The 16,563-nt window shown below is 22.7% G+C and carries 19 protein-coding genes and 1 tRNA gene; 11 read left to right on the top strand and 9 right to left on the bottom strand.

Features of this window, described 5'->3' with window-relative positions; genetic code table 4:
- Positions 1-464: 464 nt before the first annotated feature.
- A complete protein-coding gene (locus AAHM95_RS07825) occupies positions 465-872 on the top strand; it encodes a hypothetical protein (RefSeq protein ID WP_342273977.1) in 408 nt (135 codons plus the stop codon).
- A gap of 156 nt (positions 873-1,028) precedes the next feature.
- On the opposite strand, the gene AAHM95_RS07820 is transcribed toward AAHM95_RS07825, so the two are convergent.
- Entirely contained in the window at positions 1,029-2,276 is a 1,248-nt protein-coding gene (locus tag AAHM95_RS07820) for an ISNCY family transposase (RefSeq protein ID WP_342274575.1), read from the bottom strand.
- 249 nt (positions 2,277-2,525) lie between these two features.
- Between AAHM95_RS07820 and AAHM95_RS07815 the strand changes: the two genes are divergently transcribed.
- Positions 2,526-2,723 (top strand): hypothetical protein, encoded by a 198-nt coding sequence (locus tag AAHM95_RS07815; RefSeq protein WP_338988138.1) that lies wholly within the window; start codon positions 2,526-2,528, stop codon positions 2,721-2,723.
- Between the two features lies 1 nt (position 2,724).
- Here the strand turns inward: AAHM95_RS07815 and AAHM95_RS07810 are convergent, their stop codons facing one another.
- From AAHM95_RS07810 to AAHM95_RS07790, 5 genes are all read right to left on the bottom strand, one after another.
- Positions 2,725-4,776, bottom strand: a complete 2,052-nt coding sequence (locus tag AAHM95_RS07810; protein ID WP_342274574.1) for a hypothetical protein — start codon at positions 4,774-4,776, stop codon at positions 2,725-2,727.
- On the bottom strand, positions 4,721-5,068 hold the full coding sequence (locus AAHM95_RS07805) for a hypothetical protein (RefSeq protein ID WP_342274573.1): 348 nt from the start codon (positions 5,066-5,068) through the stop codon (positions 4,721-4,723). Before AAHM95_RS07805 ends, AAHM95_RS07810 begins: the two co-directional genes overlap by 56 nt.
- 12 nt (positions 5,069-5,080) lie before the next feature.
- Positions 5,081-6,198 (bottom strand): IS3 family transposase gene (locus AAHM95_RS07800; RefSeq protein ID WP_342274253.1). Its coding sequence is split into 2 segments (ribosomal slippage): positions 5,081-5,928 and positions 5,928-6,198, totalling 1,119 coding nucleotides; the frame shifts between segments, so codons are not numbered across the junction.
- Between the two features lie 22 nt (positions 6,199-6,220).
- Positions 6,221-6,346: a hypothetical protein gene (locus tag AAHM95_RS07795; RefSeq protein WP_342274572.1), complete on the bottom strand. Its 126-nt coding sequence runs from the start codon at positions 6,344-6,346 to the stop codon at positions 6,221-6,223.
- Positions 6,347-6,734: 388 nt separating this feature from the next.
- Entirely contained in the window at positions 6,735-7,973 is a 1,239-nt protein-coding gene (locus AAHM95_RS07790; protein WP_281749630.1) for an IS256 family transposase, read from the bottom strand.
- Between the two features lie 137 nt (positions 7,974-8,110).
- On the opposite strand from AAHM95_RS07790, the gene AAHM95_RS07785 reads away from it, so the two are divergent.
- From AAHM95_RS07785 to AAHM95_RS07765, 5 genes are all read left to right on the top strand, one after another.
- Complete coding sequence (locus tag AAHM95_RS07785; RefSeq protein WP_342274571.1) at positions 8,111-8,431, top strand: hypothetical protein; 321 nt, start codon at positions 8,111-8,113, stop codon at positions 8,429-8,431.
- A 1-nt stretch (position 8,432) separates the two neighbouring features.
- On the top strand, positions 8,433-8,906 hold the full coding sequence (locus AAHM95_RS07780; RefSeq protein WP_338961065.1) for a hypothetical protein: 474 nt from the start codon (positions 8,433-8,435) through the stop codon (positions 8,904-8,906).
- A gap of 60 nt (positions 8,907-8,966) precedes the next feature.
- Entirely contained in the window at positions 8,967-9,221 is a 255-nt protein-coding gene (locus AAHM95_RS07775) for an acyl carrier protein (RefSeq protein ID WP_281748951.1), read from the top strand.
- A gap of 25 nt (positions 9,222-9,246) precedes the next feature.
- Entirely contained in the window at positions 9,247-9,708 is a 462-nt protein-coding gene (locus tag AAHM95_RS07770) for a Fur family transcriptional regulator (RefSeq protein WP_342274570.1), read from the top strand.
- A 59-nt stretch (positions 9,709-9,767) separates the two neighbouring features.
- Positions 9,768-9,842 (top strand) — tRNA-Trp (locus AAHM95_RS07765).
- Between the two features lie 50 nt (positions 9,843-9,892).
- Here the strand turns inward: AAHM95_RS07765 and AAHM95_RS07760 are convergent.
- Together AAHM95_RS07760 and AAHM95_RS07755 are read right to left on the bottom strand one after the other, a co-directional pair.
- A complete protein-coding gene (locus AAHM95_RS07760; protein ID WP_338974073.1) occupies positions 9,893-10,774 on the bottom strand; it encodes a DegV family protein in 882 nt (293 codons plus the stop codon).
- Positions 10,775-11,113: 339 nt separating this feature from the next.
- Positions 11,114-12,231, bottom strand: a protein-coding gene (locus tag AAHM95_RS07755) for an IS3 family transposase (protein WP_342274569.1) whose coding sequence is annotated in 2 segments (ribosomal slippage) — positions 11,114-11,961 and positions 11,961-12,231 — 1,119 coding nt in all. Because the reading frame shifts where the segments join, the coding sequence is not laid out codon by codon here.
- A gap of 126 nt (positions 12,232-12,357) precedes the next feature.
- Between AAHM95_RS07755 and AAHM95_RS07750 the strand changes: the two genes are divergently transcribed.
- The 4 genes from AAHM95_RS07750 to AAHM95_RS07735 all read left to right on the top strand — a co-directional run bounded on the left by AAHM95_RS07750 (position 12,358) and on the right by AAHM95_RS07735 (position 16,029).
- A complete protein-coding gene (locus tag AAHM95_RS07750) occupies positions 12,358-12,624 on the top strand; it encodes a hypothetical protein (protein ID WP_342274568.1) in 267 nt (88 codons plus the stop codon).
- A 171-nt stretch (positions 12,625-12,795) separates the two neighbouring features.
- The gene (gene secG, locus AAHM95_RS07745; RefSeq protein WP_338961056.1) at positions 12,796-13,059 is read left to right on the top strand and encodes a preprotein translocase subunit SecG; all 264 of its coding nucleotides are present in this window, start codon (positions 12,796-12,798) and stop codon (positions 13,057-13,059) included.
- Positions 13,060-13,165: 106 nt separating this feature from the next.
- Positions 13,166-15,442: a ribonuclease R gene (gene rnr, locus AAHM95_RS07740; protein ID WP_342274567.1), complete on the top strand. Its 2,277-nt coding sequence runs from the start codon at positions 13,166-13,168 to the stop codon at positions 15,440-15,442.
- A complete protein-coding gene (locus AAHM95_RS07735; protein ID WP_342274566.1) occupies positions 15,415-16,029 on the top strand; it encodes a hypothetical protein in 615 nt (204 codons plus the stop codon). The genes rnr and AAHM95_RS07735 overlap by 28 nt, the downstream gene beginning before the upstream one ends.
- On the opposite strand, the gene AAHM95_RS07730 is transcribed toward AAHM95_RS07735, so the two are convergent.
- On the bottom strand, positions 16,030-16,422 hold the full coding sequence (locus AAHM95_RS07730; protein WP_338974053.1) for a hypothetical protein: 393 nt from the start codon (positions 16,420-16,422) through the stop codon (positions 16,030-16,032).
- Positions 16,423-16,563 lie beyond the last annotated feature (141 nt).

Here is a 16,563-nt window from a genome sequence, read left to right as displayed (position 1 = left end):
TAAATTTATTATTTTATTTTAAAAAGAAATATATTGAAATTAAAGGTTATTCAGAAAAATTAAATAACATTTATAAATTCAAAAATATCCATAAATTAAAATAATTAAAAGCTTAGTTATTATGTTTAATAATACTTACTGACAATAGATATTTTTCATAAATTAAATAAATATTAATTTAAATAAAATATGCTTATTTATATTAAAAAATTATGTCAATATCGAGTGAAAATTTCCCAAAAATATTTTTTAAAAAATAAATTATTTTGAAAAGTTATACTGTTAAATAAACATAAATTCCAAATAAATTCTTTTCTAGATAAAAATAGAAATAAAGTTTTTTAATTTTTTAAAATTTTTTGTATAATTAATTTATACAAAAAATTATATAAGTTTTTAACTCATTTATTTTAAGATAAAATAAATGAGTTTTTTTATTATTTATTCAAAGGAGAAAATAAAAAATGTTTAAAGTTAAACCTAATTCACCAGTTTATGAATTTTATTATTCTGAAATAAAAAAATTAGAGGGTAAAATTAAAGATAATAAAGAATTAGATAATATAATAAATACTGAAAAAAATCTTAAAGAAGAAATAGAAAAACTAGAAATATATCTAAAAACATTAAATGAAAATTTAAAAAAGAAATATAAAATAATTCCATATATTGAAAAATTAAATATATATGATTTAGAAGATAAAATCGAATCAAAAGGACAAAAAAGGGTTGATAATGTAGGAAAATATTTAAAATTAAAATCAAGTTTAGATTATGATTTTGATTCAATTTTTGAACAATGAAAACGCAGTGCAAACAGTGAAAATCAACCTTTAACAAGTGGATATAAACCAAGCTCACCACAGATGTAAAAGGGGAAGATATTGCATTTGCAATATCTTTATATCTTTAAAATTGATTTTAAGACACCAAATTTGCTCATATACAAATGTTTTAAAATTTTATATGGTTTAGTATTAATAAAATAAATCTCTTCTAAAATATGTTTTTTTACTTTTAATTAAAAATTATTGATATCCATATCTTCAAGGATGGTCTTTATTTGGTATATAAACTTTTTTAGTTTTTATCAAATCTTCTTTAATAATTGGTTTTAATGCTATTTCTTTTAGTTCATATATTTTATTATTATAACTAAGATAGAATTCATTAATAAATGATTTAAGTACAATTACATCAGTTCTAGGTTGTATATATTGAACTTTGTTATTTTTATAAGGAAAATATTTTTTACCATAATATGTTATAGTTGAACCACTATCTGTTTTTCTTTTACAAAATCTTGAAAGATAAACATTTATTTCATTTTGTGTAGGAGCTTTAACCATAGCAGATTTATTATCATCAATAGGAAAAGCAAACTGATTATTAAAAATGTTTATATATGTTTTAAGAAATTTATTACCATCTTCTAAATTTTTAATTTTATTAAGTCGTAATTCACTAATTAAACGACTTTGAAGTGTTCCAAATAATCGTTCAATTCTGCCTTTAGCTTGTGGAATTGAGGTTCTAATTACTTCAACACCTAAATCATTACAGCATTTTTGAAATTGAGTATAAGTGTCATTTTCTGTGTTTATTTTACCTGAATCAATTTTTTTCTTATATCCAAAAACTGTTCTATTATCAGTATAAAATATCTTTGGTATGCCATATTTAGTTAAAATTTGATAAAAAACATTATAATAACCATCTAATGTCTCTTGGTGATCAAATCATAGTCCAATAATATTTCCTGTAGCATCATCAATTGCAGCATGTAAAAATGCTTTTGGTTTATCGTTACCAAATCAATGATGATTACTTGCATCCATTTGAATTAATTCACCAAAATTTGTTCTACGATTTCTTGTGGGATGCAAGTTATTTTTTTTATTCTTATGTCTTTTTGGTGAAGTGATTTTTTCTTGAATTAATAGATTATAAACTGTACTATATGCAATTTTAGTGTTTTCTTCATTAATTAATTTTTCCTGAAAATGTTGAAAATTAAAATTATAATATTTTGTTTTATATAAGTTTATAATTTTATTTTTAATTTCTATTTTTGTTGCCTTATTAGAAATTTTATTGCGAGATTTATGAATAAAACCAACTTTACCTTCTTTATTAAAAATTTGAATTAATTGGTTAATTCTTCTAATAGTTAGGTTAAGTTTATTTTTGGCTTGATGTTTAGATAATTTATTAATAACAATGTCATTTATAATTTTGTATTTATATTTTTCTTTCATAGTCATGCTTCTTTCCATTTTTATCACCAAGTATATTTAACTTCACTTTTTGAGAAATTTTCACTCGATAACTAATAGGAAATTATCACTAAATAATGACACATTTAAAAGCATACTTGTAAAAATAATCAAAAATAGTACAATTTATAAGTAAAATCAAGGAAAAAAGGAGTAATTTAATATGAAAACATGAATAAAAACAAATTTTTATAAAATAACATCAATTTTAGCATTATTTTTAGCAATAATTGGATTAATCATGGGGGGGTGCTTACCCATAATATAGGTACTAATGTTAAACATTATTTAGACCACAATAAACAAATGGTTTTTGGTACTTCAACAATATGAGAAAGAAAAAATCATAGTAAAGATATAATGGATTTATATTTTGCTATTAATAAATTTACAGATGATGCCATAAAATGAGATGGTACATACCCTGATGGATATTTTAATAAATAATTTAAATTTCTAAATTAATATAAGAAATATTTTCATTATATTTTTCAAATAAACTAATATTGTTTAAAGTGATATCAATATTTTTATCCGTTATTAAAATTAAATCATAATTACCGGCACCAAATATTCCACTAATTTCAATCCGATTTAAGTTATTAATCGGATTTTTAATTTGTAATTCAAAGTCATTATCATTGTCAATTTGCGAAATTTCTTCATAAAATTCTAATTTAGAAAATAATTGAGATTTATTTGAACCATATAAATTTAAAGCATTTTTGATTTTATTCTTATTAATTAGTATCCTTGTAAAGTATTTTCCATATTCACCATTTCCTAATGTTCAATCTGCTGGAATTAATGAAGGTATGTTATTACTTTCTAATTCGTTTGTAATAGATAATCAGTTGAATTGATTATCATCAAGTTTAAATAATTCATTTTGACTAATGTCATTATTTTTTAATTTAATGTTATTAATATCTATAAAATCAAAATATTCAGATTTTAATATCACTTTTACATCTTTAAATTCTCAAACTTTATCAGATGTAGAATGAATAGGATTTGACTTTAACTCAAAATAATAAGGCAATAATAATTTATAATCATCGTTTAGACCATTATTAATTGACATTGTTGAATAAATATTTTTTGATAACATTGTAACTATTTGTTTTAATACTTTAATTTGCGCTAAATTTATGTAATTTGGATAATCTAATTCTCACTGTTTAAATAAATTAGTAATAACATAACTTGGTTTTTGACCTTCAAATTTAGCACGCATTTTATCTAAATCATTAATTTTAGTTGGGTCATTAGTTAATGATGCACCATCAAAGTTTCTACTATAAGTATATGTATAAGTTAGTATATCTAATAATACTTTTTGTAAACTATCAATTGGTGGTTTATCATTTACTTCAATTTCAATTGAATTAAAGTTCTGTGATAACTCAATAGCAATATATTTACTAGGATATGGTGGGGTTGGTTCTCTATGACTATATAATATATATTGTTTATTCTTTTTCATTTCAAAATCAGCTAATTTTTTCGGTATTGGGGATGGTCCATCATATTTACCAATTTTAGCATATGTTATTTTTGCATTATTAATAATTTCTTTTCTTGTTTCAGTTCCACCACCAATAGCAATTAAATCTAAAACTGATTTTTCTTGTCCAATAAATTGTTTTGATAAATTTCAAGGTAAAATTTGTTCACTAAATCATTGTTGTAATATTCTAACTTTTGGTTGAGTTTCAATAGGCATTGATAACAACGGAAATGCTATCTTATCCTTGACAAATAACTTTGGGTATACTTCCATATTGTCAACTTCACCAAGTACCTTTATATTGCCAAAAATCATGCTTCTAGGGGCTTTAATTTTTAAACCAGTAACTTTTGTATCTTTATCTAATGGTTTTTGTAATTTAATAATAATTGGATAACCATCTCTTGTTTTAAAATCTTTAATTTTAATAATAGTTATACTTTTAGTACTTCTTGTTTTTGGATTTTGATAAGGTTGTGAATAATTATTAATAATATATAAATTATCAATATTATTTTCAGTTAATGGTTCATTAATAGACACAGCATACAATTTAAATTGATTTAATAAATTTATTTCTTGAAATATTAAATTTTTAATATCAGTCATACTATATTCAATAGTATTATCATTAATATTAGTACTTGCTCTTTGATTTAATTGCATAGTAAAGTCTGATGTTTCAACAGCAGTAGTTTTTAATACTTTTTCAATATCAATAAAACCTATTTTAATAGTATTTGCTGAAAATCTTAAACTATTATTTTCATTATTTTTAAATAAACGTTCAATTTCATAAATATAAATTGTTCTTTTTTTAAATTCATCGTATGCTCTATTAATATCTGGGTCACTAGTAGCACGCATCATATTAGTAAAGTCATAAGGAATATTATCAATTAAATAATCATTTTCTAATTCTGCTTGATTAAGTTTAGTTTGTTTCTGTTTCTGTGGAAACTTCGTTTGTGGTTTGTTGTTGTTTTCCATTGTTCTCTCCTATTAATTGGTTATTTTCGGGATTAAATAATTTTAATCTAACAGTTAAATTATTAATTTCTTGTTCATCATTAATATTAAATGTTTTACTATTTAATAAATCTTTATCAATTCTAACTAATATTTGAATAAATTTAAGAATATCAATATTAAATTGTCATAATTTTTGTTCAATGTAATTAATAGTTGAAATATTTACTGCTGTACTTTCGGGAACTGATTGTTGTGCAGATTTCTTTTGACTTGGTATATGAATACCACAACGTTTAAATTGGAATGGCAACCCTTTTTAGGACTATTTTTTGGTAGACATTTGTTTTTGATAACTAATTGGAGTTAGGTAGTTTAGAGTACTGTGAATTCTTATGTTGTTATATCAATTGATGTAATCAAATAATTCTAATTTTAATTGGATTAATGATGTAAAATTTTTATCATTAATAAATTCAATTTTGAAAGTTTTAAAAGTTGCTTCAGCAACAGCATTGTCATAAGGACATCCTTTTTTGCTTAAAGATCGAGTTATGTTGAAAGCTAATAAAAGTTTATCAATAGTTTTATTATTGAATTCATTACCGCGATCAGTATGAAATATTTCAATATCTTTTAAACAGTGATTTGATTGCATAAATGCTTGATATACTAATGATGCATCTTTTTTAACTCCAACACTATTTCCAATAATTTCGCGGTTAAATAGGTCGATTAATAAGCAAATATAGTTTCATTTACCATTAACTTGAACATAAGTTAAATCACTAACAATAACTTCATTTTTAATTCTATTATTAAAGTTTCTATTAACAAGATTGGTTATTTGACTATCATTGACTTTATTATGATAATTTTTGAATGATAATTTAGTGTATTTTGATATTAAATTATGCTTATTCATAATTTCTTTAATTTTTCTGCGTGATAAATAAATTTCTTGGTTTGCTAGTATGACTTTTAATCTTCTAGTACCATAAACTTCTTTATTTTCTTTAAAAGCACTAATAACAGCTTGTTCATAAATATTATTTTGAATTTTATTTTTTTTCTTTAAATTAAAATAATATGTTGATTTAGAGAGTTTTAAAAAATGACACATTGTGCGAATTTTATATTTAGATTTATTATTTGCAATAATCTCTACTTTCTGCCTATTATTAGTGCTGCTTGCTTTAAAATATCAATTTCCATTCGTAACTGTTTTAATTCTTTATTTGCTTGAATTAATTGTTTTTCTAAATCTGAAAGATTATCTTTAGTTTTAAAACTACTTGAATTAGTAAATTGCTTAATTCAATTGTAAGTAGCTGCTCTTGTAACATTGTATTCTTTAACAAGGCAAGATACTGATTTGCCACTTTGATATAAAGCTACTATTTGTTTTTTAAATTCATCTGAATATGAGTTAATAGTGACCATAATTATAATTCCTTTCTTTTAACTAATTTGTTCACTTGTCTATGTAATTAGTGTCCAATAAAGTGTAACCCATCCAAAATTCTATAAACTCCGGTGCTTCTACTAATTTTTCGGTATTATCTAAATTTTGATTGAACGGTACTGACATTTTTTTTATTTCCTTTCTGTTATAAATTATTTTTCTTTTTATAATCCAATAAAGTACTTTTTATTGAAATTGGCTGATTTGTTATTATTGTTTGTGGTTTATCACCTGTATTAATTATTTCTTTAAATACTGGTTGTTCTTTAATAATTTTTTTAATAGTTTCTTCAATTTTTGAATTTTCTAAATTATTAGTTTTAAATTTTAAAAAATCATAAAATTCAGTTTTAACTTGATATTTTTTAAATATATTAATTATTTCTTTTTCTTTAATTTCTTGATTAAGTTTATTTAACTTATTTTCTGCTTCATTAACTTTATTTTCTATTTCTTGTGAAGAAGCATTGTTGAGGCTTTTTAATAATCTGTGTATCTTTGTTTTACAAAGTTACTAATTTAGATTAATTCTGTCTTCAAATTTTATCATAAAATGAGCAATTGCTGTATTTCAATTTTGAATAGGCAATGTTCATTTTTTTGTTATATTTTCAATTGCCAAGTAAAATATTTTGAAAACTGCCATATCATTAGGAAAAACTTTTTTATTTCTGATGATTTTTCGTAATTGACTATTAACAGATTCAATAGCATTTGTAGTATAAATCACTCTTTTGATTTCTACTGGATAACTAATAAAAACCATTAAATTATCTCAATTTTTATATCAAGATTTAGTAATTTGAGGATATTGTTTATTTCATTTACTTTCAAACGATTCTAAAGCTTGCATTGCTTGTTCTTCACTACATGCACTATAAATTGGTTTTAAATCTGCAACTAGACCTTTTCGATGTTTGTATGAAACATATTTTAAACTATTTCTAATTTGATGAACAATGCATAATTGATGTTCTGTTTTAGGATAAACTGATTGTATTGCTTCTGACATGCCTGTTAAATTATCACTACAAGCAATAAGAATATCATTTAAGCCACGATTTTTCATTTCTGTGAAATTAGATAATCAAAACTTAGAACCTTCATTTTCACTAATTCATAATCCTAAAACATCTTTTTTGCCTTCTAAATCAACTCCTAATGCTATATAAACTGATTTGTTAATAATCCGTTTATCTTGTCGTACTTTAACTACTATACAATCAAAATAAACAATAGGATAAATACTTTCTAATGGTCGATTTTGTCATGCTTTAACATCATCAATAACATCATCAGTAATTTGACTAATAACACTTTCACTAATATCAGCACCATGATATAACTCTTGCAACTGCATTCTAATGTCAGATAATGTCATTCCTTTTGCATACAAGGAAAGAACTTGTTGATCAAAACCATCAAATCTTCTTTGCCTTTTAGGAACTATTACAGGAGTAAAATTACTATTGCGATCTCTTGGTACATCAATTTCAATTTTACCTTGTTGAGTTATTAATTTTTTTGAACTTGTACCATTACGAGCATTTTCAGTAGTACTATGTTGATTTTTTTCATATCCTAAATAATTTTGCATTTCAGAATTCAACATTTTTTCAACTAATCTTTTTGTTAATTCTTTATATAAACCGCCAGGTTTAAAAACTGTTGTTAAATCTTCAGTATTTTCTAGTAATAAATCTACTGCTTTTGATATTGGATCATTATTATTAAAGTTATCTTTTTTAGCCATCTGTACTCACTCTTTCTAGTCATTTAATTATATTTACTAGAATTAATTAAACATAGTTATTTTTGTAAGTTACACAGATTACTAAACATTTCTAATTTTATAGCACTATTTATAATAGCATTGTAAATAAAATAGTATTGAATGATGAAATAGGAAAAAATCAATTTGACTTACCAAGATTTGAAGATTTTCACTTTAATATAAATATTCCATTTTATTTTCAAACCTTTTTTAAATATGATATTAATTTAAAATTTATTGAAGAAAGTAGTGAACCAATTATTGGTGGTCCATATCATTCTATTTTTATTAAAAAATTAATAAGAAATAATAGTGAAAATTGAGTGGCAGCTACTAATTTTAGTTTAACTTACAATGAAATATTAAAATTTTATAGTAGTGATAACTTTAGTTTTATTGATTATAAGTATTTAATACATAGTCAAATAAATGTATAAAATGTTTATACGTAAGTTACAAATTAGCATTTTAATTATTACTATCACTATTACATTAAGTATTATATTATTTTTTATTATCAAAAATTTTTCAACTAATAAAAATTTAAATGAAATGGTAAAAGAATATGATGTAGAATTAGAGACCGTAGATGATAAAAAAGAAAATTTAAATCCAGAGATAGTTGTAGAAGCTATTGATATTAAAAAATTAAATGAAAGTATTACAATTATTTTAGATAAAAATAGTACTATCTTAGCAAATCAGTCACAGATTATATATAAAATACAATTTAATCAAGATTTATTTCAATACATATTTTTAAAGTTAATTATTAAAACATTTCCACAATGAAAAATTAATAATTTTATTTTTCATTTTAATATTTTAAATAATGCTGTATGAGTTGAATATAATACTAATTTAAAACTAGATTATTTAGAATGATATTTTAAAATAACAAATAAAATTTAATGCTCTATGTTATACTAAGTATAACTATTAATAAAAATGATTTAAATTAGGAGTGAATTTATGAATATTTTAAGTGAAATTCATAAAATTGTTAAAGAGGATTATCCAGAGATTAAAGAAAAAATTACACCGAAAACTAAATTTAAAGATGTAAAAATTGACTCTCTTGGATTAGTAATGATTGTTCTTAAATTAGAAGAAGAGCATCATGTAAAAATTGATGATAATAAATTACTGGATTTACAAACAAAAACAGTTCAAGATTTAATAAATGAAATTGAGAGATTAGAATCAGCAGAAAATAAAAAAAAGTAATATTATATTTTATCAGGAGATTAGTATGAATAAAAATTTTGAAAATATTATCCAAAAGTTGAAAGATAAAGACTATCGTTTAACTGATGTTCGTAAAGCAGTTATTAAAGTATTAACGCTTAAGCAACATGTTAGTATTAATGATATTATTAGTTTTTTAACAAAAGAAGGTAATGATAATATTAATATTATGAGTATTTATAATACTATTGATTTATTAATGACAGAACATATTATTCATGCTAATGTTTTTGAAGGAAAACAAATAATTTATGAACTATCAGAAAATACCGTTCATATTATTTGTAATTTTTGTAATAAAATTATTCATGCCTCTTTCGAAGATAAACAACAAATTTCACCATTACAAGAAGAAAAAATTGAAAAATTAGCGATTAAAAATAATTTTTATTTTTCACATTATAAGTTAGAAATTCATGGAATTTGTGATAAATGTGAATTAAAAATAAAAAAAATGAAATTTTAATTGAACTTAAAACTTCTTTCGCGTAAAATTGAACATGTACTATTTAAATTAAATATTTTAGGGGTGTAGTTCAATGGTAGAACATCGGCCTTCAGATCCGAGTGTTGTGGGTTCGAGTCCTGCCACCCCTGCCATTATTAAAAATCACTTTTAAATGTTTCTCATAAAAGTGAATTTTTTATTATTATAATTTTGGTAATTTATCTTTATCTAAATTAAAAGCAACAAAACTGAAGGTTCCAATTCCTGTATGAGCACAAATTACATTTGCTAAATTAATAGTTTTGACGTTTTTAATGCCATAATCTTTAACAAATTTTGTAACTTTTTCTATTTCTTTTGCCTCAGCAAAAGCATGAATAATGTAAAAAAGAGTAATACTTTCTATTTTTTTATTTTTATTAATTTCTTTAAGAGTATTTTTAATAGCTTTATCTCATGTTCTTGTTTTATCAAATTTATCAATGGTTCCGTCAAAAGATAAAATTGGAGTTATTTTTAACATAGTAGCTAAGGCTGCTGCTGATTTTGAAATTCTACCACCACGAACTAAATAATTTAAATCATAAGGTAAAATAAATGCTATATAGTTATCTCTTATTAATTTTAGTGCTTCTATAATATCATTAACATTATTTTTTTCGTTAAGTGACATTTGATATGCTTTTTTAACTAATAGTCAGTTAATAACTGAAACACCATTACTATCAAAAACAAAAACTTTATCTTTAAAATTAGATTCTTTTGATAACATAGTAGCAGTGTTATATTGACCTGATAACCCTTTTGATAAAGGAATAAAAATAATCTTTTCAAATTTAGTTAAAGCATCTTCTCAAATTATACTCATTTGACCAAGTGGTGTTTGCGAAGTTTTGGCAGATTGTTTTTCATGAACTATTCTATTATAGAATTCTTCATCCTTTAGAATGTTAGGGTCATCAGTAATAGTTGTATCATCACTAAAAGTGATTAATAATGGACAAAATCCAATATTCATTTCTTTTAAATCTTTAATTGAAAATCCTGAAGAGGAATCAGCAACAATACCAATTTTTTTTTTCAATTTTCTCACCCTAACTATAATATTTTTTACTTATTTATTAAATTATAACATATATTTTTTACTTAAAAATGGACTTTCATCGTTGAAAGATATATAAAATAGTTAATATGTTGTTTTTGGAATAATTTATTCTTGTTTCTTAGATTTTTTACCAGAACATTAATTTTAAAAAAACTGAATGTATTCTAAAAACAATTGGTTATATAATTAACACTAGTTTTGACATGAAAGGATTTTATTAATAAATTAAATATTTTTTCAAAATTAAAAATTATTAATGACGGAAAAAAATAATTAAATATCTAACAAAATATATTGGAATGGCAACCCTTTTTAGGACTATTTTTTGGTAGACATTTGTTTTTGATAACTAATTGGAGTTAGGTAGTTTAGAGTACTGTGAATTCTTATGTTGTTATATCAATTGATGTAATCAAATAATTCTAATTTTAATTGGATTAATGATGTAAAATTTTTATCATTAATAAATTCAATTTTGAAAGTTTTAAAAGTTGCTTCAGCAACAGCATTGTCATAAGAACATCCTTTTTTGCTTAAAGATCGAGTTATGTTGAAAGCTAATAAAAGTTTATCAATAGTTTTATTATTGAATTCATTACCACGATCAGTATGAAATATTTCAATATCTTTTAAACAGTGATTTGATTGCATAAATGCTTGATATACTAATGATGCATCTTTTTTAACTCCAACACTATGTCCAATAATTTCGCGGTTAAATAGGTCGATTAATAGGCAAATATAGTTTCATTTACCATTAACTTGAACATAAGTTAAATCACTAACAATAACTTCATTTTTAATTCTATTATTAAAGTTTCTATTAACAAGATTGGTTATTTGACTATCATTGACTTTATTATGATAATTTTTGAATGATAATTTAGTGTATTTTGATATTAAATTATGCTTATTCATAATTTCTTTAATTTTTCTGCGTGATAAATAAATTTCTTGGTTTGCTAGTATGACTTTTAATCTTCTAGTACCATAAACTTCTTTATTTTCTTTAAAAGCACTAATAACAGCTTGTTCATAAATATTATTTTGAATTTTATTTTTTTTCTTTAAATTAAAATAATATGTTGATTTAGAGAGTTTTAAAAAATGACACATTGTGCGCATTTTATATTTAGATTTATTATTTGCAATAATCTCTACTTTCTGCCTATTATTAGTGCTGCTTGCTTTAAAATATCAATTTCCATTCGTAACTGTTTTAATTCTTTATTTGCTTGAATTAATTGTTTTTCTAAATCTGAAAGATTATCTTTAGTTTTAAAACTACCTGAATTAGTAAATTGCTTAATTCAATTGTAAGTAGCTGCTCTTGTAACATTGTATTCTTTAACAAGGCAAGATACTGATTTGCCACTTTGATATAAAGCTACTATTTGTTTTTTAAATTCATCTGAATATGAGTTAATAGTGACCATAATTATAATTCCTTTCTTTTAACTAATTTGTTCACTTGTCTATGTAATTAGTGTCCAATAAAGTGTAACCCATCCACTCCACAATATACAGAATCAAGCAAAATTAAATTAGGTATTAGTAATGATATGTGAATAAGATTAGCAGAAATTTATCAAGATAATAAAGATAACTATCAACTTTTTGAAAAAAAAATTTTAAGTGAAATTACTAAATTTCCGCAATTTATAGGAACCTTAGCAAATAGTTTAAGTGATAGTAATTTAAAAAATTTAGTTAAAGTTATGTATAATAATTTTTCAGAAATAAACATTTTTTATATGATGACAAATCAACATGGATGAAAGATTGTAACAAATGCTGTTGGAAATTACTTAGAAATTGAACCAGAATAAAGTTAATAAATTTTTCCTATAAAAGAATTATAAAACATAACATATTAGGCTTATTTCATAATTAAAATTTTAATTTTGGAATAAGTCATAATAATAATTATGAAATTTTTTTTATTTTTAGTAAAATTAAGTGTAAAATTAATAATATTATAAAGAAGTGGAAGTGACAAAATGAGTCAAAACATTATTTTTGCTTTTGAAATTATTGCCTTAATTATCGCTATATTATTAGTAATTTTAGGTTTATTACAAGGTAAAAAAAATCATAATGGACTTGGTGCTTTAAGTGGGGGTAATCAAGAATTATTTGCTAGTACTAAAGAACGTGGTTGAAGTAAGTTATTTTCTATTGCCACTTTAGTATTAGGTATATCGTTATTTACTATGGCAATAATAGTAAGAATTATTATTAATACTATTGGAGTTATAAATTAATGATAATTATTTTATAAAAAGGTACACTAAAATGTGCCTTTTTATAAATTTTAAAAGATAGATTATAATTAATTATATAATTAGGATAAAGTTGGGATTGATTGAAATGAAGCAAGAGGTTATTAATGAGTTACAAAATAGTATTACACCTTTATCAACGGTTGATTTAACAGTGAAACTTAATATTACTAATCATCATCAACAGCAAGAACTTATTGCTGATTTAGAAGAATTGAAAAATAGTGAAATTATTTTGGAAAATAAAGAACAACAATTTTATATGCTAAAAAATAATAATTTATTTATTGGCAAAATTCAAATTACTAAAAAAGGATTTGGATTTGTTAAATTATTAAATAGTGAAGAAGAATATTACGTTAATATAAAAAACATAAATAATGCGTTAAATAATGATGAAGTATTATGTAAGTTAGTAAAAATTAATAATCAGAATGATGAGGCTGTAGTATTAAAAATTATTAAACGTGATACTAATCTTCTTGTTGGTACTGTTATTGTTAATGCAGATACGAAAGTAAAAACATTATTAATTCAAAATGCAAAGTTACAACAGTATGAAGTTAATATTTTAAACCCCGATAAAGCGTTAGAAAATAATATTGTTGTTGCAAAAATTAAAAATTTTGAACAAAATATTTTTAATGTTACTATTACTAAAATCTTGGGTAATATTAATGATCCTGGTGTTGATATTTTAGCTGTTATTTATGAAATTGGTATTAAAGCACAATTTGATGTTGAAACATTAACAGCAACAGATAAGGTGCCATTAACAGTTTTAGAATCAGATAAAATTGGTCGTATTGATTTGACTAAAGAGTTATTAGTTACAATTGATGGTAAAGATGCTAAAGATTTTGATGATGCTATTTGTGTTACTAAACTAGTTAATGGTAATTATCGTTTAATTGTAGCTATTGCTGATGTTAGTCATTATGTAACAGAAAATAGTCCTTTAGATGAAGAGGCATTTACTCGTGGTACATCTGTTTACTTAGCAGATCGTGTTATTCCTATGTTACCAACGCAGTTATCAAATGGTATTTGTTCTTTAAATGAACAAGTAGAACGTTTATGTATGGTTTGTGATATGGAAATTGATAAGAATGGTTTAACAGTAAAACATAAAATTTATCAGGCATTTATGAAATCAGCAAGAAGAATGAATTATGAGGAAGTAAATGATGGATATAATGGTAAAAATCCAAATTTTATTAAAACACATCCACAAATTTGAGAAATGTTACTAAAAGCAAAAGAATTGCACCAAATTTTATGAAAGTTTAAACAAGATGCTGGAGTAATTGATTTTGAAATTAATGAAGCAAAAACAATTATTAACGATAATGGAGAAGTAACTGATATTATTTTAAGAACTCGTGATATCGCTGAAAAATTAATTGAAAGTTTTATGATTAGAGCTAATGAAGTAGTTGCTAAAACTGTATTTGATATGAAATTACCTTTTATTTATCGTGTTCATGAACATCCTCGTTCTAAAAAAATGCATCAAATGGTTACAATTCTGAAATTAATGGGTATTAAATTAAATCCAAAAATCACAAATATTAGTTCAAAAGATTTACAATTATTATTAAATTCTTTAAAACAATTACCAACATTTCAAGTTTTATCAACTTTATTATTAAGAAGTATGGAAAAAGCACAGTATACTAATAAATGTATTGGCCATTTTGGACTTGCTAGTGATTATTATACACATTTTACTTCGCCAATTAGACGTTATCCCGATTTAATAGTTCATCGTTTATTGCGTCAATATATAGTTAAAAGAGAAATAAATGCTAAAATAATTGAGAAATATCAAAGTTTTACTAATTGAGCTGCTGAGCAATCTAGTAATATGGAATTAAAAGCATTAGAGTGTGAACGAGCTGTAGATCAAATGAAAAAAGCAGAATACATGATGCAATTTATTGGTCATAAATTTGAAGGTATAATTTCTAGTGTAACTGGTTTTGGATTATTTGTTGAGTTAGATAATACAATTGAGGGTTTAATTAGAATTGCAGACATGACTGATGATTATTATATTTTTAATGAAAAAGCAATGATTTTGTTTGGTGAAAGAAAACGAAAACAGTATGCTCTTGGTCAAAAGGTCAGTGTTCTTGTAAAAAGTGCAAATAAAGTTGCTAGAACTATTGATTTTATTTTAGAAGAAAATGGTCAGCAAAATAAAAACCGTGATAAAAATAATAATAATCAATCATCAAAAATGTATAAAGCAAATAATTTTAAATATAGAAAAAAGATAAAACTAAATGGTAAAGTTAAAAAAAATAAAAGTGAAAAGAAAAATGGAGTAAAAAAATGAAAATGCAAGGGCAAAAAAGATTAATTCAACAAAGCAATCTTAACATTGAATGCTATTATTATAATTATTTTAAATCACCAGGTTTAAAACAATATCCGGATTTATTATGAGTTAATGAAGATTATAACTTAATTAAGCAAGTAAATATTGAACAAAATATTGTAATAAGATTAGCAACTAATTTATTTGAAGTTGGTCAAAAATTTAATTTGTTTGAAAATTTAGATTATTTTATTATGATGTCAAAAAAACCTACTTCAGTTAGTAGTTTAGAATTAGTAATAATTGAATTAGTTAAAATTATTAAAAAAAAATTAAATTATAAAATATTATTTATTAATAATATTTTCCAAGTTGATAACTACCGTAAATTTTGAGAAAATAAATTAAAAGTTAGCGAAAGACAAATGGAAATTACTAATAAGATTCATTTATTACCTAAATATATTAATTTTTTTAATAAAAAAAACATTATTATTATTGATGATATAGTTGCCTCAGGGATTTCTATTGCCCAAACTATTTTAGAAATTATCAATAATAACAATGATTTTAAAATTAAAGCTTTGTGTTATGGTTCAGTTTATAATTGAGAAGAAATTTATAAATAGTTAAAAGAGTTTCCTAATTTTTCTCTTTTTTTCTTCTAATGAGTCTGATTCAGATATATTATAAGAATCTTCAATATTATTTATAAATGCATAATTAATTTCAGCATTAATTTGATTTTTAGCAATAAGTTTTAAGATAAAATCAGCAGTATCTGCTTCTAAAGCAAATGTGTAAATTTCAAATTCATCTTCATTAATAATTTCCGTTTTAGTAGAAATTTTTAAAATATGATTTTGTTCATCAATAATAATTTTACAAACCTCAAGTTTTTTACCAGTTAAAATTTTATAAATAATTACTTTATCATTATTATTTTTATCAAAACCCAAATCGCCTTGATAAAATTGACTATTTTTTACTGTTGTTGCTTTAGTATTTAACTCTCCTGCCATGTCCTTAGACTCCTTTCAGTTGTTTATTAATATATAAAATTAACAAAAACCCGTAAAACAAATATAAAATCTATTTCTTGGGTCGCTATACAACAAATATTAATTTTATGTTTAATTTTACATTAATCATTGCTAGAAAAA

Origin of the sequence: Spiroplasma endosymbiont of Phycita roborella, assembly GCF_964031195.1 — a bacterium.
Classification (GTDB): domain Bacteria; phylum Bacillota_I; class Bacilli_A; order Mycoplasmatales; family VBWQ01; genus Spiroplasma_E; species Spiroplasma_E ixodetis_A.
This window is presented reverse-complemented; position numbering and strand designations above follow the sequence as displayed.